Genomic DNA, 18,046 nt, shown 5'->3' on the forward strand with positions numbered 1-18,046 from the left:
ATGTAGATTTTCGGAAACATCGTCAAAAAAATTCAGAGTTTTTGGGTGAGGTATATTGATACCTCTATGCTTTCAATTCTCGCTTATACTTATAATAGGTGTTGCGTGATAGGCCAGTTAGCTGCATCACCTCAACATCGCTTAGGGTACCGTTGAAGTCCCTGGAGTGCTTCCTGATGATCTCTTTGGCTGCGAGGCTCTTCTTCGTGGTGATCTTGGCATCCTTTTTCCGCCCAATCTGCTTTCCATTGAGTCTGGCCGTCTCGATCCCTTCCCTGGTACGTTGATGAAGATCCTCGACCTCTTTTTCAGACTGCTCGAAAGCAAGCCGGATCTGTTCCTTGGCCAGCTCCATGAGATAGCGATTGACCCCTTCAAGAATGTAGTCCACATTGCTGCCAGTGAGTTGCACATTATTCTCCAGGGCTTTCTTATAGGTGTCCGTATTGATGTGAGGCTCCTTCAGAAAGACCAGATTGACGCCTCTATTGAAGAGTTCCTCATAAGCGGCAAAGCCTTCTTCAGCATTCCCGCTCATTCTGGAGACACTGTCAAAGATGATCGTGTCGCCGGCCTTCACGCGTTTCATAAGCAACTGCCATTGCCTCCGATCCATCCTCGTCCTGGTGAAGACCTCTTGTACGATGACGGAATCCTGGTACTGGGCCTTGATGTTTCGGATTTGGCGCTCAATACTCTGCTTCGGCCGGGAGATCCGGCAATACCCATATTTCATAGACTGCCTCCTCGGTATTAAGATAAACCTTCGTTTAATTTGACATACAGAGTTACGTTCAGAAAAGATAGGAAACAACAAAGTTTGATACAATTTGGTGCGAGGTTTAGATTGGTACGGTTTCTGCTATTTCAATAGCAGAGTACCTTGTCATATTGGTCAAAACATGCTATCCTCATATTATATCTATTTTTGCAGGAAACATAAGAGGCGATCAAGTTATATTGGTTTGTCGTAGCTCGTTTCCTGAGAGGCTATATGAGACAAATAAATGATATTGGGTACCTGCTTATCTTAGATTTCTTTGAGAATAAAATTAAGTGTGTGTTCTGCATCCGCCAAGGGTGCGGCAGTTCCTTGCGGCTTTTTCGTGCCCCACGCCCATTCGTCTGTAGGACAATGGGCGCGGGGCGCTTTTTGATCTTCTGAAAGGAGCCAGAGAATATGAGCCTGAATTATACCTGCCCCAGATGTGGGACGCCCTTGGGCTATGAGGGATTGTGCTGGAAATGCAAGTGCGAACAGGAGCGGAATGCTGCCCTGGCCTGGACACCGGAGCAAGTCGCGGAGAAACAGGAAAACCTGGTTCAGAATATCCGGCGGTTATCTGATTTTAAGGACCCCGAGCACGCCGACTTTTGGCAGCTCCTCAGTTACCGGGACGCCATCACCCCGGAGATTCAGCGCTCGGCACTGGCGGCAGAGGTGTTCTGGCCCTGTGAAATCTATTATCACGCTCCCGCCGATGTGCGGGATGGCCTGATCGCCGCTCTGCTGAAAACGGAGGACTCCCATGAGGCGGGGAACCTGATGTCTTGCCTTGCCTTCCAGGGGGATGACAGGGCGCTGGAGACCCTGCTGGAGCTGGAGCGGAACCCCCGTCCTTGGCGCAAGGGCCTCTATGTGGACCCATCCAGCTATGCGCAGATCGGCGGCTGGACCTTCGACAGGGAGGGCCAGAAAATCCAACTCAACTTCGACACCTGCTATCCTATGGTCAAGGGAATCTCCGGCGAGGTATCCCCCGTCCGTATTGGCCGTCCTCGGGAGGACACCTGCCCCCACTGCGGCGGGCGGATGGTGGATATGCTGGTGCTGGACGGCCGGGACGAGCGGCTCCGGTTCCTGGGGCTGGACGGCATCCTGACCGCCGCCTGCTGCCCCAGCTGTGTGGGATTTCTGAAAGGCCCTGCCTTCAACCGTTTCACCCTGGACGGCGGTGTGGAGGTCTTCCCCTCGGAGCTCTTTGACGGCTCGGAGCGGGCGGATTGCTATGTCCGGCCAGAGGACTACAAGACCCTCACCGAAAACCCCTTTGTGCTGGGGAAAGCGCCTGTGCCCCTGTTTTACGGGTGCGCCAGCGAAGATGTGAACACCGTCGGCGGCTTTGGCAACTGGGTGCAGGACGCGGAGTACACCACCTGCCCCCACTGCGGAAAGCCCATGAAATACCTGGCGCAGATCCAGTGGGATACGGTGTTTGACTGCGCGGAGGGCACGCTTTACATTGAACTCTGCCCGGACTGCCAGATCGTATCCATGCAGCACCAGCAGACCTGAGAGGAGAACCGATATGAGCTTACCAAAGCGTGACGGTGTGCATGACCGCTACTACTTGATCCACAAGCCGGACACCGCCCCGGAGGTGCTGGCGGAGGCGGACGCCTGTATTCAGGACATTCTGGACGGGACCGCACGGGAGAACCACGCCGCCTATCCGACCGTGGTGCGGAACCAAAGCGGAACGCCCTTTCTTCCCAGTCAGCTGCTGGAGCGGTACCTGTCCAAGCTGCCTTTGAAGGGCTTTCCCTATGAGGACGCGGTTGCCTTCTGCGACGCCCTGCGGCGGCTGGCGGGCTGGAAGGAGATCGATTACACACTACGGCAGTACATCGAAAAGCAGGTGCAGGATCGGTACTTTGAGGTCGGAGAGCGGGAGGATGGTTTTACGGTTTTCCCACCTTGCACCGTGTGGCCGGAGCTGCACCCGGAGGATGTGGATGAAGGGCTGCTGCGCTTCGCCTGCTATGTGGCGGTCTGCTATACCGTGTACGGCCTGAGCTTTGAGTACCTCACCACTGAGCATATCCTCGGCCTGGTTTCCCAGCTCCGCCCCAATATGGTGAAGGAGCTGAAAACCAATGGCAGCGGCAAACTGCCGCCCAACATCCAAAAGCGGAAAACAAAGCACCTGACCGCCTCGGCCAACGACGCCTTTGCCACCATCCGCATCACCGCCAGGGACTGCACCGAGGGATGCTGCAACGAGGCGCTGAGTTATCTGGTGGAGGTGCTGGAGCAGCCGGAGTTCCCCCGCAGCTACTCCATCGAGTTCCGCGGGCCGGAGAAGCTCTACCTGCCCATCCCCGGCCTGCCCAAGAAGGGCGTCAACCAGCTCTTTGCCTGCGCGGTGCGGTACCCCCGCCTCCATGTCCGGATGGAGAATTATGCCCGGCTTGCCATGCAGGAGGACGAGTGGTATCAAAACCTCTGCGATGAGCATTGCGCCCTGCCCGGCACCTTTGCGGTGTTTGCCCTGGGACTGGAGGGGCCACAGTGGTGGGGGCTGGTGTGCGACTACCTGGACCGCTGTGACGACGAGCACTCTTCGCTCCAAGAAAAGTTCATCCACGCATTTTTCAAAAAATATGGCTTTACCGCCCAGTCCCTGCCGGTGCTGGTCCACGGAGTCCAGTCCATGCAGAATCTGAAGCCCGCAAAGGAGTTCCGCACCCTGATTGCCAATGAGGAGAGCCTGGACGCCCTGCTGGAGATCAAGGGGCATCTGGAGGACTATCTGCCCGAAGAAGGAGCGCATGACCTGCGGGCCCGGGACTACCTGTGGCGGGAGGTGCTCTGGGCCATCTGGGGGCAAGCCTCCGAAAACGGCGGCGGCAAGGTCCTCAAGGCCGCACCGAAGGAACTGAAAGAGAAATACCAGCAGGTATTCGCGTAAGGAGAACGCCATGAAAAAGAGAACGGTCAAGGACTTTGTTGCCCTGTACGCCCCGGAAGATGAGGAAAAGCTGGTACTGATTCAGGACGGTATCAGCGCGGACAAAACCTTTCTGGATACCTTTTGGGCGGCGCATACCCATGCCCTCGCCATGGCGGATGTCCAGACGGGACAGGTGATCTCCGGCCGATGCTATCTGAGCTGGCCGCTGACGGACAAGGAACGGGATGCCGGCGACTATTCCAAGCGGTTTACCAAGGGCCAGATCTACCGGATCAAAGCCCGCGGCTGGAAAGGTGATGCCCTCTACGAACCTCAGTGGTATGTCACGGAGGTACTGGAGGAAGGCGTACCCTGTCCAGCACTGGAGGATATCTGGACGGAGTACACAAAGCCGATTCTTCTGGAGGACGAAGTGCTGGGGACCCTCACGCTGGATCGTGAGATGAGCATATTCGAGGGGACCTGTAAGTGGATGGGAAAAGAAGTCCGGATCTCGTTGGATGTGGAGATTGAAAAGAAAGCGTCCTGGAACCGTGTCACCAATGTGATGAAGAAACTGGTGGCAGACCAGGAAGTCTGGGATAAGTCCCTGCGGGCGATGGCTGCCCAAAAGCTCACTGCTCAGGCCAACGAGTGGCTGGCGGACAATGACCAGACCGACCGGGAAGCGGAGAAAGATCCCATCACCGAGGATGAGTTCGCCCGGCGTATTCTGCTCACCGAGTTTACAGTATCTCCCGGCGGCCGTTTTACCGCCTGGTATGAGGACGATGATATGTTCTGGGGCCATGTGATCACTGTGGATGGAACGCTGAAAAAAGGCCCCGTTGACGCTGATATACAGGGATAAGGTGAGGAGGAAACCTAAATGAACAGCGAGCAGATCACAGCTTTTCTGCAGGAACACTGGGAGTGGGTGACTTTAATCATGGGCATTGTGTCCGTGGTTGGCTCAATTCGGAATTGGAACTGGATGTGCGACCCCACCGGCAAGCCGGACTCTCACCGCTATGGCCGTGGCTCCCGGCGGGTGATCTTCTTTCTGCTGGGGATTGTGCTGATTATAGTGAGCGTCTGGAGCCTTGTGCTGGCAATCAAGTAGGAGGAAATATCCTATGACCCAAGAGGAACAGATCCGCCTATGGCGGCTCATGGAAAAGCTCAACTGGTTTTTCCACCAGGAGATGCACTACCTGGACCGGGAGACGGCGGAACAGACCGCGCGGGAGTGCTATCCGGAGATTCGAGATTTTACATACGACATTTTATGGAACGATTTGCCCAAAGAGGTACAGGAGCGACTTGAGGACGAGGAGTGCCCCTAATGACTTTACGCTGGCCCAGGAGGTGGAACTGCAATGTCCATAACCGCCTATAAAGTGGAGGCTGTTGGCCATGACCGGACCGGCCGGGACTTCGGCTATGTGAATATCATGTACCGCTACTGCGGCAAGCAGTCCTGCCCCCGGCCGGATCAGTGCGAAAAGCTGGAGGTCATGTGGGCGGACGAGAGTGTCTACGGGCCGCCAGCTCCCGGAAGCAAGGTGGGCGATTTTATCCAGACTTGGCTCATGGGCCCCTGGAACTGCGGGGTATTCACCCACCGGGAGATTGCCCAGCGGCTCATAGACACCTTCACCGGCTTGAAGGTCAAGGAGCTGGCGTGGTTCGAGAACCCCAGAGAAAAGACGCTGAAAAACGGCAAGCCCCGTGTGCGCCGGGCCAAGTGGCTGCCGGAGCGGGAGGTGGATCTGGTGTACCTCTACGCCGACCACTATCTTGACGCCAGAAATCCCACTCCCGCCGAGACCGACTTCTTCACCGTCACAAGGCTGGACGCCTGGGGCACAAGTACCTGGTTCATGTGCACCCCGGAGGCCGCTGAAAATCTGATTGCCATGGACTTTGACAATCTGGCCGTCAAGGAAACTACTATTGTGGGATAAAGAAAGTAGGTGCATGATGTACCAAATTGCATATATTGGCCGCTGGGAGACCCTCCCGGAAACGGCTGCCGCCATTTATGAACATGATACTCCCAGGCTGGAAGCAATGCTCCAGGGCGGTCTGGACCTCAACGCCCCCATTCAGCTCAGCGAATACATCAAGCTGATGCCATTGGAGATCGTGGTTTTTCGGAATGATGTGCCCATGATCCACTTCCTGCTGGAGCATGGAGCTGATCCCAGTCTGGCAGAGGAACAGCCCCTGCTGCTCACCGCCGCCCGCTGCTGCGGGCCGGAGGTGGTGGCGCTCTTTGCTGGACAGGCCGCAAAACTCAGCCTGAAGCAGAAAGAGCGGGCCTTCCAGGAGGTGCGCTGGGGCAAGCGCCCGGAGAATATCCAGGTGCTGGAGCAAGCCGGGATCACTGTGGACAAGTTTGGCAGCGAGGCATTCCGGGCGGCGGTGTCCGATGGACAGGCCGAGCTTGCCAAACTGCTGCTGGAAAAAGGGGCGGATATCAATTACCACAAGCCGGACATGGTGTTCCCTTACGCCTCCACCCCTGTCACCGAGGCCGCCCGCTCCAACAATTTCTCCATGGTGCGCTGGCTGGTGGAACAGGGAGCGGATATCACCCTTGTTGACAAATACGGTGACCGTCCCTACAGTGTGGCAGTTCAAAACAAGAATCAAGAGATGGCCGACTACCTGAAGGCCCTGGAGCCAGAGGAATGGCACAACGAGCAGGAAAAGATCCGGCAGCTCATGCCCTACAAGCTACCCGCCAAGCTGGTGGAATACTTGAAGACCGGCCCCCTGCGGCTGGAGTTTCCGGATCAGGAATGGGTGAAGTGGGCGGAGCTCTACTCCTTCATGGATGTGCAGGAGATGACCTGGAAACGGAAGAAGCTGCTCTCCCTCATGGTGCAGATGGACAACTACAGCGACTACCTGCTGCTGTGGAGCCCCAGGGACAAAAAGCTGTGGTATCTGGACATCGAGCATGAGGAATTCCACCCTCTGGCCAAATGGGATGACTTCATCGCAGATCCCGGCCGGTATCTGAACGGGATGATTGAAGGCGAGTTTGAGGAGTAAAGCCATGACATCAATAGACTTTCTGAACAAGGTACATAAAAGCCTGGACTCGCAGGAATATAACCTCTCTTATTCTCCGGCCAAGTCCAAGAATTATATGTTGTACTGCAACGGCAACTTTATCGGCGGCCTGTTCGATGAGGAGTTGTGCTTCGTTTATACCGACAGTGTGAGCGAGCTGCTGGGGCAGCCGGACCCCGTCTATCGCGGATACTCCAGCACCGCCCAGCACAGGATGCTGGTGATCCCGGAGGAACACTGGGCAAAAGCGCTGAAACTGCTCTATGCCGAGAAATTTGACTGGAGCCGTTTGGTGTACGACATCACCTACACCAGCATTGGCGCGGCTGTGGTGGAGGACTTTTACGATGAGAATGTAGTCTTCCTGCGCTTCTGCTTTGAAAAGGAACTGCTGAAAAAGAACCCTCTGGACCGGCATGGCCGTATCCTGCGGATGGTCTATCTCAATCAGGACCTGACAAATATCGGTAAGAATTTGTTTCCTGAGTTGCTGGACAAGTTCCTCGTTTTTACAGATCGCAAAGGAAAAACCAGTCTGGAAACCATGCTGAAACGGTGGTACACCGCTCTGGAGAAGGAGTACCGCAGCCAGATAACGGGATAAGGAGGCGGCAACATGACAGAGGAAAACAGAATCTACATCACCCATCTCAAGGTCACGGATGTCCCGTGGCACCGGCTCACCACCGCCTATGGCCGGGGGACGGATTTTCCCGCACACCTGACAGTGCTGGAGCAGATGCGTGATTTGGCATCCGTCAAAAAGTCCCTCTACGAGCTCACCACCAACATGGAGCACCAGAGTACCCTGTGGCACGCTACCCCCTTCGGCATGGTGTTCCTGAACCGAATTCTGGAGAAAGCCCTCGCAGAGAGCGGGCAGAACCCCGCAGCCGATTTCCTGGCTGGGGAACTGCTGGACTTCTTTGCCTGCATCCTCCAGTGCTTCCATGATGGAGATAAGATGGAACACGCCGAGGCGCTGCCGCTGTTCTCCGATCTGCTGAAGGAAGAATACCTGTGGTCGGAGGAATACGACGAGGAAGAAGATGAGATGCGCTACGAGGAGGACGAGGTCTTCCCCGATGACCTGTTCTACAGTTTCTATTACTACTCCTGGCAAGCGGTGAAAGCCTACCAGGATGTATTGGAGCAAGTCCCGGCAGAGTTTGCCAAGCCCGCTGCCGAGGTGCTGGAACTGCTGTAAAGGAGGCTACACCGATGTTTGAAGAATTCTATGAGATGTACGAGCCCGAGGAGCAGGAAGTGGTGGCTCTGATCAATCGCTGCATCGGTGGCGGATATAACTGGAAAGGCAGCTTTTGGGAAATGACTGTTGTGACCCTGGGCATGGTGTTCTGTGACACCGGCGAGGTCACCACCAAGGAGGAGCGGCTGGAATGGCCGGTCACCGAGGAGGAACGCAACAGCGAAAAGGGCTGGTGCCGCTTTGGAAAGGAACAGATCTGCCGCCTGAAGATCCGCCGGATGAAAGAAGAATTGGCAAAGGATCTGGTGGTGCGCCCCTGGTGTATCTCCGAGATAGTCAATGCCCATGAAGACTGCTCGGAACTTCAGGCTATTCTGGAGGAGTACCACAAGCCGGTGGTGATCCAGGACCAGGTGCTGGGAGAACTGACACTGGACAAGGACTATGATACCTTCGAGGGCGAGATCCAGTGGTGCGGAAAGGATGTGAGCCTTTCTTTGGAGGTCAATGCCGAGAGCAAGCCCTCCTGGACCCGTGCCCGCAGCGCCGCCAAGAAGCTGCTGGCCGACTGTGAAACCTGGGACAAAGCCATGCGGGAGCTTGCGGCAAAGAACCTGACCGAACTGGCTAACAACTGGCTTTCCCAGGATGAGGAAAACCCCCGTGACCCGGAAACAGACCCTATCACAGAGGAAGAACTGGCCCGTCGGATCAGCATGACGAGCCTGTCCGTCACCTCCGGCGGCAGCTTCACCGCCTGGTTTGACTGCGACGAGATGTTCACCGACCATGCGGTGACGGTCTACGGCTCCTTGAAAAAGGGCCTCAAAACTGCCAACATTGAGGGGTAATGGATGATTGGAGAGTGCAACTATGGATACAAATTTCAACGCGGCCCTTTACCGGGAAGAAATGCTGTCCCTTGTGAACGCCGCCATCAAAAAGCTGAAAGCGGAGCATCCGGATTATGAGGTATTCACCATGAGCCTGACGACGGATTTTGCCTCCGGGGTAAGCGCCGTTCACTTTGACAGCCGGGTCTCCTCGGAGCGGTACTTCCAGAAGGAGGCGGAACAGTACCAGAAATATCTACAGGCCGGCAATCTGAGCATGGCCGAGATGTATGCCCCCACTGGAGAGAGCCGGATCACCAATCCTGCGGACTTTGAACTTCCCTTCTACGCAGAGATTCAAAATAAGTCTTTTCTTGTGGAGTTTGAGGAGGAGCCGGAGGACGAAGATTCCGAGGAAGAAGAGGAGGAAGCATCTGCCTTCTGGGAGGAGGCTGCCCCGATTCTGAAGCAAGCTGCCGCTGCAGCTTATCAAACGGCCAAGTCAGAGCTGAAGGTTGATGCAGATGCATTTGAGGTCAGCTACAACTGCCCGGATGACTGGTATTATCCGCTGGAGCAATAAGGGAGGGCATTCACCATGGTGAAAGAGCGCATCCCCATCTCCGGCAATCTCAAAAGCAGGGTCAAGCAGCTGATGGAGTACGCCGGATGGTACGAGGGGCGAAAAGTGGACATCTCCATTGCGGAAAAGTATTACGCCGAGCATGGTGCCCCGATGATGAAGTCCACCCAGCGGTTTTACCGCAAGTATTTCGGCCTGTGCTGTGAGTGGTATCTGGAGCAGAAAAAAATGAGCTGGGCGGCTGACTTCCAATTTGCTTTGTTCCCTTACCTGGTCAACGGGATCAAAAACCATTTGGAAGAAGCCTATTTTCGGGATATGTCCGGCTGTGAACTGGCAGAGGTAGAACAGGCTGCCGGTGAAAAATGCCAGCCCATCGGTCATATCGGCTACTACTACCCGGCGGAGGTTTGGATCTCCGAGTACGGGAAACTGTATGCGAAATATGAGTACCAGGATGAGATTGAGTGCTTTCCAGATGTGTTTGCCCTGATTGAGCGGGACCTGCGGCAGTGCAGATTTGATTCCGCTGCCATGAAAACGGTTGAGGCACTGGATGGAAAACTATGAAACAGGACTTTACTATTTGGCGCAATCAAATATTGCAGAATCCGCGGGACATTTCACCGCTGAAATTCGGAATATCGCAGGATGAGGTCATAGAAATCTTCGGGAATCCCGATACCGTTTCCACCATGATAAGCGACGGGAAACCTTTGATCCTCAAATATCGTGACATTGAACTGCATTTCGATAGAAAGGCCCCCCATGGGCTTTACTTAGTTTATAGCGACGACGAAATTGAGCTGAGCATAACAGATCATCACGAAGAACTGCTGCAGCCGATCATAAACATAGAGCCGGTGGACAATGAGTTTTTCCTTCAGGATGGAGCCGTATATTTCTCCGGTCTATATGAAAACGGCTTGTTGAAGGGTGTTGCGCCCAAAGACTTCTGCTGCTGGCATTACTGGGGCAAATCCTCTACGGCCTGCTTCCTCGGTGGGATTCGCCTGCGTGGAGCAGACCCGGCATCGTTTCGGGTGTTAAACTATGCCTACGCGATGGACAAAACAGCCGTCTACACCACCAGCGGGAGAATCCCAGATGTAGAACTGGCAGCCTTCCAGGTATTAGACAACGGTCAGAACGATTCGGGTGCGCCACAGGGATATGCAAAGGACAGCCGGCAGGTCTACTTCCACAACGGAGACGCCAAGGTTAAGATCATCAAAGGCGCGGGAGTTTCCTCTTTCCGCTCGTTGGGCGACACCTATTTTGCCAGGGATGAGAAACGGATCTATGCTTACGGTAAGCAGCTTCCCAAGGCGGATCTGCCCTCATGGGAATTGCTCGGTCACTGGTATTCCCGCGATGCCAAGCGGGTGTACTACCTCAACCGGGAGATTAAGGGGGCGGATCGGGACAGTTTTATGGTATGCACCCCGCCAGACGCACCTCCGCTTGCCGATCATCTGGCCCGTGACAAGGAACATTTTTACCAAAACGATGAGATGATTGAAGAACCACTGTGGCTGGAAAGGCTACATGAGTTAGAAGCAGAACAGTAGACGGAGGAAAACGGCTATGGATTATTTGAAGGCACTGCATGAAAACCCCGATTTGGCAGAGAAGTTTGATTCCCTTTTTGACTTCTTCCTGCTGGATGAGTTGTCCCCAAGGGATGATGCGGAAGGCCGATACACCTTCTCACTGCCCGGTATGGCCTTTGCCAGAGATGGCTCAGGCGGTGAATACCATTTGCTGGAGGATGGCTCCATCGGCTATAACGGCAGCGAAGGTCAAGCGGGGCGTCTGGCTGAGAACATGGATGCTCTCTTTTCTCTGCTGGTAAACAGTATTTGCTGGCATGACTATTGTAACGCAAAGGAGTATGTGGATTTCAAAACATTGGAGGAATATGGGCAACGGCAGCGCGGCATCATCTTGGAAGATGTTGACGCGGACAGTTGGCGGCGGCTATCCGATGCTCTTGGTATCCCTACCGGTGAGCCACTGGCTCCGGTTCTGGAGCGATTCCGCAAAGCAACACAGCGTGAGCCTCTGTACCAGTGTATATTCCATGAGGACGATGGAAGTTTGACCGAATCAGATGGCTTGATGTTTGAATGAGAAAGGAGCAATCCCTATGAAAGCATTTGACCCCAATTACAAACTGCTGGACGAGATGTATCAGGACGATTACTATCCTGCTTTTCTGGTAGACAAGGTAAAGGACGAACTCCAAAAAGTCATCGACCTGCTGGAGAGCGGCGAAACCGACACCGAAGTGGTGCAGGAAAAGCTGGATGAGGCGGTCTGCGGCATCAATGATCTCCAGGAGGAGTTTGACGAGAACGACAGTGAGATCGAAACGGTGGCCCGGGACTGCATCGGCGTCACTGTAGACTACATTTTGAAGTGGTTTGGCATTCCCATTGATATGGAGGAGGCCATCCGGGAAAGGGACTGGTGAAAACGATGTCCATTGAAAATATGTTTGGCGACCTGGATAAGATCGACATTCTGGCGGAAAAACCTGAGACAAAGGAAGTTTTGATGGCCCTCGTCTGCAACGGATTCATTGACGGCTCCCCGGAAACACAGACGGCTCTGTTGGACAAGATGGAGGGCTATCTGAACCACACCCAGAGCGAGGAATTCCAAAAGGAATATGGGGACTGGTCCGTGATTTTGCGTGTGACCCTTGACCGGGAGCCGGATGAGCGCATCCTGGCCCTGCTCAGCAAGTGCCCTGCGTGGGCGGCGGACTATGGCGTAAAGCTGGAAATTGAAATTGGAGGAAAACAGGTCCGCATTGTAGAGAGCTGACCGATGCTCAAATCGAATCAACAGGAGGAAATCACCATGCCGACTGCCGAGTGGCTGAACAAATACGAATCCATCAAAGACAAACTGGCCTGCAAAACAGACCTGGACGCTCATTTCACAGAGAGAGTGATTGGGAATATGGGCGTGGATGTGCTGGACATTGGTGCCGTCCACTTCCCTACCGGAACAATTTTCGCCTGCGATCCGCTGGTGGAGCTGGAGGATACGCCGCCCTTTCTTCAAACAATTCCCGCTGGGACTTATCCCGTGAAGATCTGCGTGGTACCCAGTGAAAAATACGGCGACCGCTACGCCTGCGTCAAGGTTGAGGTCAGCCGGGAAAAGCCTGTCCGCTATGAGCTGGGCATGACCGGCAAAGAGGATCTGGACGAGGAACTGGGCGAGGACGATTATTTTGGCTTTGGCGTAGATGCTGGAATGGGCTGCGTTGCGGACATCCAGACCCAGGCGGCCTTCAAGACCTACTGGGCCAAGCGGCTGGAGGAAGACCCGGACATCGACCCCTATAACGACCTGTTCTGCGACTTGCTGGAGGAAAACGCCCAAGCCCACCCCAAATATCAGCTGAGCCACGGCGACTGGCTCAACTGGACAGTGCCGGACACGGACTGCAATCTGCCCATTTTCGCCTCCGGCTGGGGTGACGGCTACTATCCCGTCTACTTCGGGTATGACGCAAAGGGCGAAGTCTGCGCCGTGTATGTGCGCTTCATCGACATTGAAGCCAGCTACCAGGAACAGGCGTAAGGAGGTAAACAGCGATGGAATGGCCAAAACGGGCGCGGACAGCGGATTGGGAAAACGGTATCCTGACTCTGGATGGAGAAAAGAAATTTGAGATCCCGGAGCTGACCGCAGAGATCATGGAGCAGCTGGCCGGTTACACTCTGGTGGGCTTTCATGTAAAAGGCTATCCGGTGACCGACGACCTACTCTCCCCTTTTGCTGGGCATAAAAGCATGGCCAACTTCGGCGTGGAGGACGGTGTGCTCACCGATGCCTGCTTCCCCGTCTTTTCCGCTATGCCCAAGCTGCGCTATCTGTTGTTGGATGGCAACGCCGCCATCCACGGCAGCGGCCTGTCCGCCCTGCAAGGCTGCAAGCTGGACCTTATCACTCTCAACCGCACCGGGCTGGATGATGCCGGTCTACTCCAGTCGGCCTCCATTCCCAAGCTCTCCCACATTCAGATCGACCATACCGCTGTTACATACGAGGGCCTGCTGGCCATCGCCGGCAACAGCCGCATCGAGCCGGTGGCCCATGTGCAATTCACCAAGGAGCAGATGGAACACTTCTCCCAGCTCCAGCGGGAAAAGGCCAAAAAGCCCGTCCAGCTGGATGAGCAGGCAGCGGCGGAATGCCGCAGGGTGCTGTCCGCTTTCTTTGCGGAAATGACAGAATGGGAGCAGTACATGGAGCAGGCCGGGTTTGAAGATGCCGAGGCTGTGCCCCGCCTGCTGGCGATCTGGGAAAAGTATGTGAGCGAAAAGCCCCGTCCGGGCTACCGGCCTCTGGGCCTCTCATACAGTGCCCAGGGTACCTACAACGGGGAAGAATTCCTTGACGCGGAGCAGATCACCAAGAACAAACTCTACATCTACACCAGGGAGAAAAACACCGGCTTTGACCGCCGCTTCCTCATGAGGCGTGTGGGCGAGGACTGGATGATCGACGGGGTTCAGGAGCGGCTGGACGGCTGGCAGCGCACGGGTTTGTGAGGCATCACATGGCTTGGGAATATGAAACTTTTGGCCCAGACGGTCAATGCAAATTGTTTGGTGTGAACATCTTTGACTACGACTGGCAAACCACCGGCAAGCGAGTAAAAGTCAAAGACCCGATCTATCACCAAGACCATACCTTCGAGGTCTGGCAGGTGGAGATTGACGGGCAGATCCACCGCTTTGCCGCCGGGGAGTTCTCCAACTGTGTATGGGGATTCTATCTGGAAAAGAACGGATGAGAGGAGCGTGGCGCCATGAAAGCCAACGCCGGAGAGGTCTATACAGTCTATAACCAATATCTGAAACGCTACACCGCCTGCCAGGTGGCCTATATTGCGCCGCCGGACACGGTGAGCGAAGAATCTTGGGCGGTGGTCCTCTCTCTGGATTGGGTGGGCGACGCCCCTCTGACTGCGGAGGAACTGCCCAATCTCCGCCCGCTCTACAAGGACTTCATGTACTGGTCCCGCGACCTCCACCTGCTGCGGGTGCCGTTGGAGGTCCCGCCCCAGTATAAACTGGTGGGTACACTTCCGCCCTTCACCGACCAGCCCTGCCGCTCCTATGGAGGCTGGAGTGACGGCTATGATGTGTACCTCCAGATCCGGTGGCAGGCCATTCCGGAGGAACGGCGGCGGGCCTTCAAGGTGGCCATGGACAGTGACGAGCAAACGGAGATCGGCGGTATCCCGGTGAAGGTCAGCAGCCATCGGGTGATGGACCAGTACGCACCATTCGATTCGGCGCTGGAACTAAAGGCTCTGCCCTGCCTCTCCGAACTCATCTGCGAGCGGTGGCACCCGGATCTGCTGGAGTTTTTGCGGGAAACCCCCTTTGTTGATGAAGTGACTTTGCTGAACCACGGTCAGAGGACACTTGATCTGCGGGGCACCAGCATCAGAAAGCTGATGCTGGACATGACCGGGCTAAAGGAGCTGTGGCTGTGTGAGGGAACGGAGCAGCTCCTGTTCCAGAACAAGGGGCCGGACGCCTGTGCAATCCATGCCCCCGAAGATGGCGGCGGTTTGACCCTCCAATTTATCGGGGAATACCGCCCGCACACGGAACTGCCGAACCTACGGGGGCTGCATGGCATCGAGCTGAAGGACTTTGATCTCACCGGGCTGGCTGCTGTCCATCCCCACCTGAAGGAACTGAGGCTCTGGGGTGCGCCGGGAAACCTGGGGAACTTCTCCGCTGTGCGAGGGTTCCGGGAACTGACGAACCTCTCCACCTTCGACCTGTTCGGTTTCGGGGCGGACGACATCCCCACCCCGGAACAGATGCCGGAACTTCGCTGGTTCTGGATGACCAGCCTGCCGGAAACGGCGGCAAAAGCGGCAAAGCAGCTCTGGAAAAGCAAGCCGGGAATGGATCTGTGGATCACTAAGGCCCGGAAACCGGAGTGGCTGGCGCAAAACCTGGACAATCCCTTCCGGGGCTGGGACGGTGCGGAGCATATCCCTGCCGCCGCTGCGAAAAAGGCAGCCAATCAATACCGCAAGACCCGTTCCCAGCTGATGAAGCTGGCCGCTGAACCGGGCGAGGACGCCCAGTCCCAGGCGCTGGATGCGGTGACAGCCTATACCCAGACCTTCAACAAGATGGGCTTTATCGAAACCGAGGAACGGGATGAAATCTACATGGCCCTGCGGGGTATCCTGGATGCCCTGCCGGGTGATGCGCTCCAGAAAGATGCCCTGATTGAGAAGTTTGATGAGCTTCGTGATTTTTGAGGAGGGGTTAGGATGGACCAGACAGTAATTTACAATGGCCAAATTCTTGCCCTGACGCGCTTTTGGGCGACGGGAGAGCCTTGCCTGTGGATCACCGACCCAGAGCAAATCGGGATGCCCAAAATGGAATTTGTGGGAGGCCACCCGGACGAATACTGCATTTTCCTGAAAAAACTGACTGAAGCAGAGCTGGCACAGATCACATCCCTGGACGGCACTCCACTGGATATGAAAGAAGAACGAAACGACATTGAATGAGGTGAACACCATGGAATCGATTAGAAACCCACTTCCCAAGCCGCCAAAATACATAGATGTGGACTATATGACTTTGCCTGACATCGACAGCAACCCGCTGTTCTATAATGAGGACACACAGGAGATCACGGCCTATTGGACGGATGGGAAAATGGTCTACTGGGATTTTGGCCGGGTGTCCATGGATGTAGAGCATTTTGTCTGGTTCAATTCGACCTTTGCCAAGGATAGCAAACACTGTTTTCTCCAGGGCCACAAGCTGCGGAATGTGGATCACGCCTCATTCACGGCACTCAACAACTGCTACGCCAGGGATTGTAAAAGTGTCTGGACGACCGGCGGCCGGTTTGAACCGGAGGACATCAGCTCTTTCGTTGTCTGTGATGATGGAGTCAAACTGATTGAACAGATCCGGACCATGTCCGATGGGACACAGCGCCCCATCCGAGTGCGGATTCCCTACGGATATGCCAAGGACAGCAAGGCCGTGTACTATGAAAACTTTGCCGGTAAAATCAAGATACTGAAAAGAGCTGACCCTGCCACCTTCGTTTCCAACAACGACGGCTATTTCGCATGGGATGCCAAGTCCATCTTCTGGGGCGGTTATCTGCTGCCGAAAGCCGACCTGCAATCCTGGCGGATCGTGAATACAGAAATGGATCTCTCAAGGGATGACAAGCACTTCTATATCCTGAATAAACTGGTCACAGAAGAAGAATGGAACCAGAAACTGCTCGAATAAGAAAGGACAAACCCTATGGCACTACAAGATAAGAAAATCATGCCTCCCCCTTGGCTGGCCCACCGGGAGATCGAGCGATACTCCATTGGCTGGCGCATGGGCTATGGGGAGGATTACATAGACCGATTTGGCGATTGGCTGGACACCCTCTCCCCGGAGGAGCGGACGGAATACCGCACTCTCTTTCCCGAGCCGGTGACCTGGAAGGGCTGGTGGGATGACGAGGACAGCAGCGAGGTACTGGAGCATGGTGACTTCTTGGTGGATGCGTGGCAGCCGGAAGGCCAGCCAAAGTACACCCGCCAGTGGCTCCAGCAGGAGTTTGCCGTCGGGCGGAAGCGGGAGCTGTGCCTGTTCTGGGGCCATCAGCTATCCGAGGACGGCCAGCTGACAAAAAGCTGCCTCAGCCAGTGGTGGATAGAGGACTTCTATACGACGGCTGACTCCTACCTCTGCATGGAGCAGTATATGATGGCTGCCAAGGCCGAGCTGTTCGGCGACAAAGAGATCCGGGACCAGATTTTGAAATGCAGCGACCAAAAGCAGATCAAGGCTCTGGGCCGCAAGGTGCGGGGCTTTGAGCAGAAGGTATGGGACAAGTTCAAGTACGCCATTGTGCTGCTTGGCAACTGGCACAAATTCAGCCAGAACCGCGAACTGCGGGAGTTTCTCCTTTCCACCGGGGACAGCGTGCTGGTGGAGGCCAGCCCCTATGATGCCATCTGGGGTATCCGCCTCGCGGCCAGCTCCCCGGAGGCCCAGGACCCCATGAAGTGGCGTGGACAAAACCTGCTGGGCTTTGCGCTGATGGAGGTGCGGGACGAGCTGCGCAGAGTGACACAGAATGAAATGCTTTGCGATTGGAGTATGGTATGGCAACAATGAAACTCTATGAACTGGTCAACCACTACCACATCGGCACGGAACTGACCTGTGCCGAGGCGATGTTCATGGCCTGCAATGAATATTACCATCTGAATTTGTCCGAGGAGACCCGGAAAATGTTCTCCGTCATGGGCCTTGGGATGCAGACTGAGCACTCCTGCTGCGGTGCCTTTACCGTGGCGGTGGGGATCATCGGCCTGATGACCGCCAAGGAGGGCCAGACCGATGTGGACAACATGGAGGGCTACCAAATGATTGCTGAATTGACGGAGTTTATGCTGGGCTTCTATGGAACGCTCCACTGTGTCGAGCTGCAAAAGCTGGAGATCATGGGCTACGAAAACCCCTGCCACGCCATTGTGGAGGCGCTGGCTCAAAAGCTGGAGGAACTGCTGGCGGGCCGCAGGATCTTCCGCCCGGTAAACGGAGGACAACTGGGCTGCTGATGTGCCGGAGAG

25 protein-coding genes are annotated in these 18,046 nt (G+C 55.4%); 24 read left to right on the plus strand and 1 reads right to left on the minus strand.

Annotated elements, in window-relative coordinates; all coding sequences use genetic code 11:
* Nucleotides 1-64: 64 nt before the first annotated feature.
* On the minus strand, nt 65-736 hold the full coding sequence (locus H9X91_RS01560; RefSeq protein WP_204801816.1) for a recombinase family protein: 672 nt from the start codon (nt 734-736) through the stop codon (nt 65-67).
* 444 nt (nt 737-1,180) lie between these two features.
* Between H9X91_RS01560 and H9X91_RS01565 the strand changes: the two genes are divergently transcribed.
* From H9X91_RS01565 to H9X91_RS01680, 24 genes are read left to right on the plus strand one after another with little or no spacing between them, the layout of a single operon-like run.
* Nucleotides 1,181-2,296, plus strand: coding sequence for a hypothetical protein (locus tag H9X91_RS01565; protein WP_204801818.1), 1,116 nt, complete (start codon nt 1,181-1,183; stop codon nt 2,294-2,296).
* A 13-nt stretch (nt 2,297-2,309) separates the two neighbouring features.
* Nucleotides 2,310-3,692, plus strand: a complete 1,383-nt coding sequence (locus tag H9X91_RS01570) for a DUF6138 family protein (protein WP_204801820.1) — start codon at nt 2,310-2,312, stop codon at nt 3,690-3,692.
* A gap of 10 nt (nt 3,693-3,702) precedes the next feature.
* Entirely contained in the window at nt 3,703-4,545 is an 843-nt protein-coding gene (locus tag H9X91_RS01575) for a DUF2262 domain-containing protein (RefSeq protein WP_204801822.1), read from the plus strand.
* A gap of 18 nt (nt 4,546-4,563) precedes the next feature.
* Nucleotides 4,564-4,797, plus strand: coding sequence for an Imm17 family immunity protein (locus tag H9X91_RS01580; RefSeq protein WP_204801824.1), 234 nt, complete (start codon nt 4,564-4,566; stop codon nt 4,795-4,797).
* Nucleotides 4,798-4,810: 13 nt separating this feature from the next.
* Nucleotides 4,811-5,020, plus strand: a complete 210-nt coding sequence (locus tag H9X91_RS01585; RefSeq protein ID WP_204801826.1) for a hypothetical protein — start codon at nt 4,811-4,813, stop codon at nt 5,018-5,020.
* Between the two features lie 33 nt (nt 5,021-5,053).
* Nucleotides 5,054-5,641: a hypothetical protein gene (locus H9X91_RS01590; RefSeq protein WP_204801828.1), complete on the plus strand. Its 588-nt coding sequence runs from the start codon at nt 5,054-5,056 to the stop codon at nt 5,639-5,641.
* Nucleotides 5,642-5,657: 16 nt separating this feature from the next.
* A complete protein-coding gene (locus H9X91_RS01595) occupies nt 5,658-6,737 on the plus strand; it encodes an ankyrin repeat domain-containing protein (protein ID WP_204802099.1) in 1,080 nt (359 codons plus the stop codon).
* A 4-nt stretch (nt 6,738-6,741) separates the two neighbouring features.
* A complete protein-coding gene (locus H9X91_RS01600; protein ID WP_204801830.1) occupies nt 6,742-7,362 on the plus strand; it encodes a hypothetical protein in 621 nt (206 codons plus the stop codon).
* A gap of 12 nt (nt 7,363-7,374) precedes the next feature.
* A complete protein-coding gene (locus H9X91_RS01605; protein ID WP_204801833.1) occupies nt 7,375-7,965 on the plus strand; it encodes a hypothetical protein in 591 nt (196 codons plus the stop codon).
* Nucleotides 7,966-7,979: 14 nt separating this feature from the next.
* Nucleotides 7,980-8,819, plus strand: a complete 840-nt coding sequence (locus H9X91_RS01610; protein ID WP_204801835.1) for a DUF2262 domain-containing protein — start codon at nt 7,980-7,982, stop codon at nt 8,817-8,819.
* Between the two features lie 22 nt (nt 8,820-8,841).
* Nucleotides 8,842-9,384: a hypothetical protein gene (locus H9X91_RS01615; RefSeq protein ID WP_204801837.1), complete on the plus strand. Its 543-nt coding sequence runs from the start codon at nt 8,842-8,844 to the stop codon at nt 9,382-9,384.
* A 15-nt stretch (nt 9,385-9,399) separates the two neighbouring features.
* Nucleotides 9,400-9,954, plus strand: coding sequence for an SUKH-3 domain-containing protein (locus H9X91_RS01620; RefSeq protein ID WP_204801839.1), 555 nt, complete (start codon nt 9,400-9,402; stop codon nt 9,952-9,954).
* On the plus strand, nt 9,951-10,955 hold the full coding sequence (locus tag H9X91_RS01625) for a DKNYY domain-containing protein (protein ID WP_204801841.1): 1,005 nt from the start codon (nt 9,951-9,953) through the stop codon (nt 10,953-10,955). Before H9X91_RS01620 ends, H9X91_RS01625 begins: the two co-directional genes overlap by 4 nt.
* Nucleotides 10,956-10,971: 16 nt before the next feature.
* Nucleotides 10,972-11,517, plus strand: coding sequence for a hypothetical protein (locus tag H9X91_RS01630; RefSeq protein ID WP_204801843.1), 546 nt, complete (start codon nt 10,972-10,974; stop codon nt 11,515-11,517).
* A gap of 16 nt (nt 11,518-11,533) precedes the next feature.
* Complete coding sequence (locus tag H9X91_RS01635) at nt 11,534-11,860, plus strand: DUF5713 family protein (RefSeq protein ID WP_193536958.1); 327 nt, start codon at nt 11,534-11,536, stop codon at nt 11,858-11,860.
* Nucleotides 11,861-11,865: 5 nt separating this feature from the next.
* Complete coding sequence (locus tag H9X91_RS01640; protein ID WP_338111916.1) at nt 11,866-12,216, plus strand: DUF6572 domain-containing protein; 351 nt, start codon at nt 11,866-11,868, stop codon at nt 12,214-12,216.
* A 36-nt stretch (nt 12,217-12,252) separates the two neighbouring features.
* On the plus strand, nt 12,253-12,984 hold the full coding sequence (locus H9X91_RS01645) for a DUF4241 domain-containing protein (protein WP_476739234.1): 732 nt from the start codon (nt 12,253-12,255) through the stop codon (nt 12,982-12,984).
* Between the two features lie 14 nt (nt 12,985-12,998).
* The gene (locus H9X91_RS01650) at nt 12,999-13,958 is read left to right on the plus strand and encodes an NTF2 fold immunity protein (RefSeq protein ID WP_204801849.1); all 960 of its coding nucleotides are present in this window, start codon (nt 12,999-13,001) and stop codon (nt 13,956-13,958) included.
* 8 nt (nt 13,959-13,966) lie between these two features.
* On the plus strand, nt 13,967-14,203 hold the full coding sequence (locus H9X91_RS01655) for a hypothetical protein (protein WP_006874676.1): 237 nt from the start codon (nt 13,967-13,969) through the stop codon (nt 14,201-14,203).
* 15 nt (nt 14,204-14,218) lie between these two features.
* The gene (locus H9X91_RS01660) at nt 14,219-15,700 is read left to right on the plus strand and encodes a hypothetical protein (protein WP_204801851.1); all 1,482 of its coding nucleotides are present in this window, start codon (nt 14,219-14,221) and stop codon (nt 15,698-15,700) included.
* 12 nt (nt 15,701-15,712) lie between these two features.
* A complete protein-coding gene (locus tag H9X91_RS01665) occupies nt 15,713-15,958 on the plus strand; it encodes a hypothetical protein (RefSeq protein ID WP_204801853.1) in 246 nt (81 codons plus the stop codon).
* A 10-nt stretch (nt 15,959-15,968) separates the two neighbouring features.
* A complete protein-coding gene (locus H9X91_RS01670) occupies nt 15,969-16,703 on the plus strand; it encodes a DKNYY domain-containing protein (RefSeq protein WP_204801856.1) in 735 nt (244 codons plus the stop codon).
* A gap of 15 nt (nt 16,704-16,718) precedes the next feature.
* Nucleotides 16,719-17,588 carry an NADAR family protein gene (locus H9X91_RS01675; protein ID WP_204801858.1) on the plus strand — a complete coding sequence of 290 codons (870 nt, stop codon included), beginning with the start codon at nt 16,719-16,721 and terminating at the stop codon, nt 17,586-17,588.
* Entirely contained in the window at nt 17,576-18,034 is a 459-nt protein-coding gene (locus tag H9X91_RS01680; RefSeq protein WP_243414375.1) for a C-GCAxxG-C-C family (seleno)protein, read from the plus strand. The genes H9X91_RS01675 and H9X91_RS01680 overlap by 13 nt, the downstream gene beginning before the upstream one ends.
* Nucleotides 18,035-18,046 lie beyond the last annotated feature (12 nt).

This window comes from Oscillibacter valericigenes (genome assembly GCF_016902445.1).
Lineage (GTDB): Bacteria > Bacillota > Clostridia > Oscillospirales > Oscillospiraceae > Oscillibacter > Oscillibacter avistercoris.

Excerpts from the sequence above, each read along its gene's own strand:
- H9X91_RS01680 (WP_243414375.1), top strand. The coding sequence starts at position 17,576 with ATGGCAACAATGAAACTCTATGAACTGGTCAACCACTACCACATCGGC.
- H9X91_RS01615 (WP_204801837.1), top strand. The coding sequence starts at position 8,842 with ATGGATACAAATTTCAACGCGGCCCTTTACCGGGAAGAAATGCTGTCC.
- H9X91_RS01560 (WP_204801816.1), bottom strand. The coding sequence starts at position 736 with ATGAAATATGGGTATTGCCGGATCTCCCGGCCGAAGCAGAGTATTGAG.
- H9X91_RS01625 (WP_204801841.1), top strand. The coding sequence starts at position 9,951 with ATGAAACAGGACTTTACTATTTGGCGCAATCAAATATTGCAGAATCCG.
- H9X91_RS01585 (WP_204801826.1), top strand. The coding sequence starts at position 4,811 with ATGACCCAAGAGGAACAGATCCGCCTATGGCGGCTCATGGAAAAGCTC.
- H9X91_RS01605 (WP_204801833.1), top strand. The coding sequence starts at position 7,375 with ATGACAGAGGAAAACAGAATCTACATCACCCATCTCAAGGTCACGGAT.
- H9X91_RS01610 (WP_204801835.1), top strand. The coding sequence starts at position 7,980 with ATGTTTGAAGAATTCTATGAGATGTACGAGCCCGAGGAGCAGGAAGTG.
- H9X91_RS01635 (WP_193536958.1), top strand. The coding sequence starts at position 11,534 with ATGAAAGCATTTGACCCCAATTACAAACTGCTGGACGAGATGTATCAG.
- H9X91_RS01600 (WP_204801830.1), top strand. The coding sequence starts at position 6,742 with ATGACATCAATAGACTTTCTGAACAAGGTACATAAAAGCCTGGACTCG.
- H9X91_RS01580 (WP_204801824.1), top strand. The coding sequence starts at position 4,564 with ATGAACAGCGAGCAGATCACAGCTTTTCTGCAGGAACACTGGGAGTGG.
- H9X91_RS01675 (WP_204801858.1), top strand. The coding sequence starts at position 16,719 with ATGGCACTACAAGATAAGAAAATCATGCCTCCCCCTTGGCTGGCCCAC.
- H9X91_RS01595 (WP_204802099.1), top strand. The coding sequence starts at position 5,658 with ATGTACCAAATTGCATATATTGGCCGCTGGGAGACCCTCCCGGAAACG.
- H9X91_RS01620 (WP_204801839.1), top strand. The coding sequence starts at position 9,400 with ATGGTGAAAGAGCGCATCCCCATCTCCGGCAATCTCAAAAGCAGGGTC.
- H9X91_RS01590 (WP_204801828.1), top strand. The coding sequence starts at position 5,054 with ATGTCCATAACCGCCTATAAAGTGGAGGCTGTTGGCCATGACCGGACC.
- H9X91_RS01670 (WP_204801856.1), top strand. The coding sequence starts at position 15,969 with ATGGAATCGATTAGAAACCCACTTCCCAAGCCGCCAAAATACATAGAT.
- H9X91_RS01575 (WP_204801822.1), top strand. The coding sequence starts at position 3,703 with ATGAAAAAGAGAACGGTCAAGGACTTTGTTGCCCTGTACGCCCCGGAA.
- H9X91_RS01660 (WP_204801851.1), top strand. The coding sequence starts at position 14,219 with ATGAAAGCCAACGCCGGAGAGGTCTATACAGTCTATAACCAATATCTG.
- H9X91_RS01630 (WP_204801843.1), top strand. The coding sequence starts at position 10,972 with ATGGATTATTTGAAGGCACTGCATGAAAACCCCGATTTGGCAGAGAAG.
- H9X91_RS01655 (WP_006874676.1), top strand. The coding sequence starts at position 13,967 with ATGGCTTGGGAATATGAAACTTTTGGCCCAGACGGTCAATGCAAATTG.
- H9X91_RS01565 (WP_204801818.1), top strand. The coding sequence starts at position 1,181 with ATGAGCCTGAATTATACCTGCCCCAGATGTGGGACGCCCTTGGGCTAT.
- H9X91_RS01645 (WP_476739234.1), top strand. The coding sequence starts at position 12,253 with ATGCCGACTGCCGAGTGGCTGAACAAATACGAATCCATCAAAGACAAA.
- H9X91_RS01650 (WP_204801849.1), top strand. The coding sequence starts at position 12,999 with ATGGAATGGCCAAAACGGGCGCGGACAGCGGATTGGGAAAACGGTATC.
- H9X91_RS01570 (WP_204801820.1), top strand. The coding sequence starts at position 2,310 with ATGAGCTTACCAAAGCGTGACGGTGTGCATGACCGCTACTACTTGATC.
- H9X91_RS01640 (WP_338111916.1), top strand. The coding sequence starts at position 11,866 with ATGTCCATTGAAAATATGTTTGGCGACCTGGATAAGATCGACATTCTG.
- H9X91_RS01665 (WP_204801853.1), top strand. The coding sequence starts at position 15,713 with ATGGACCAGACAGTAATTTACAATGGCCAAATTCTTGCCCTGACGCGC.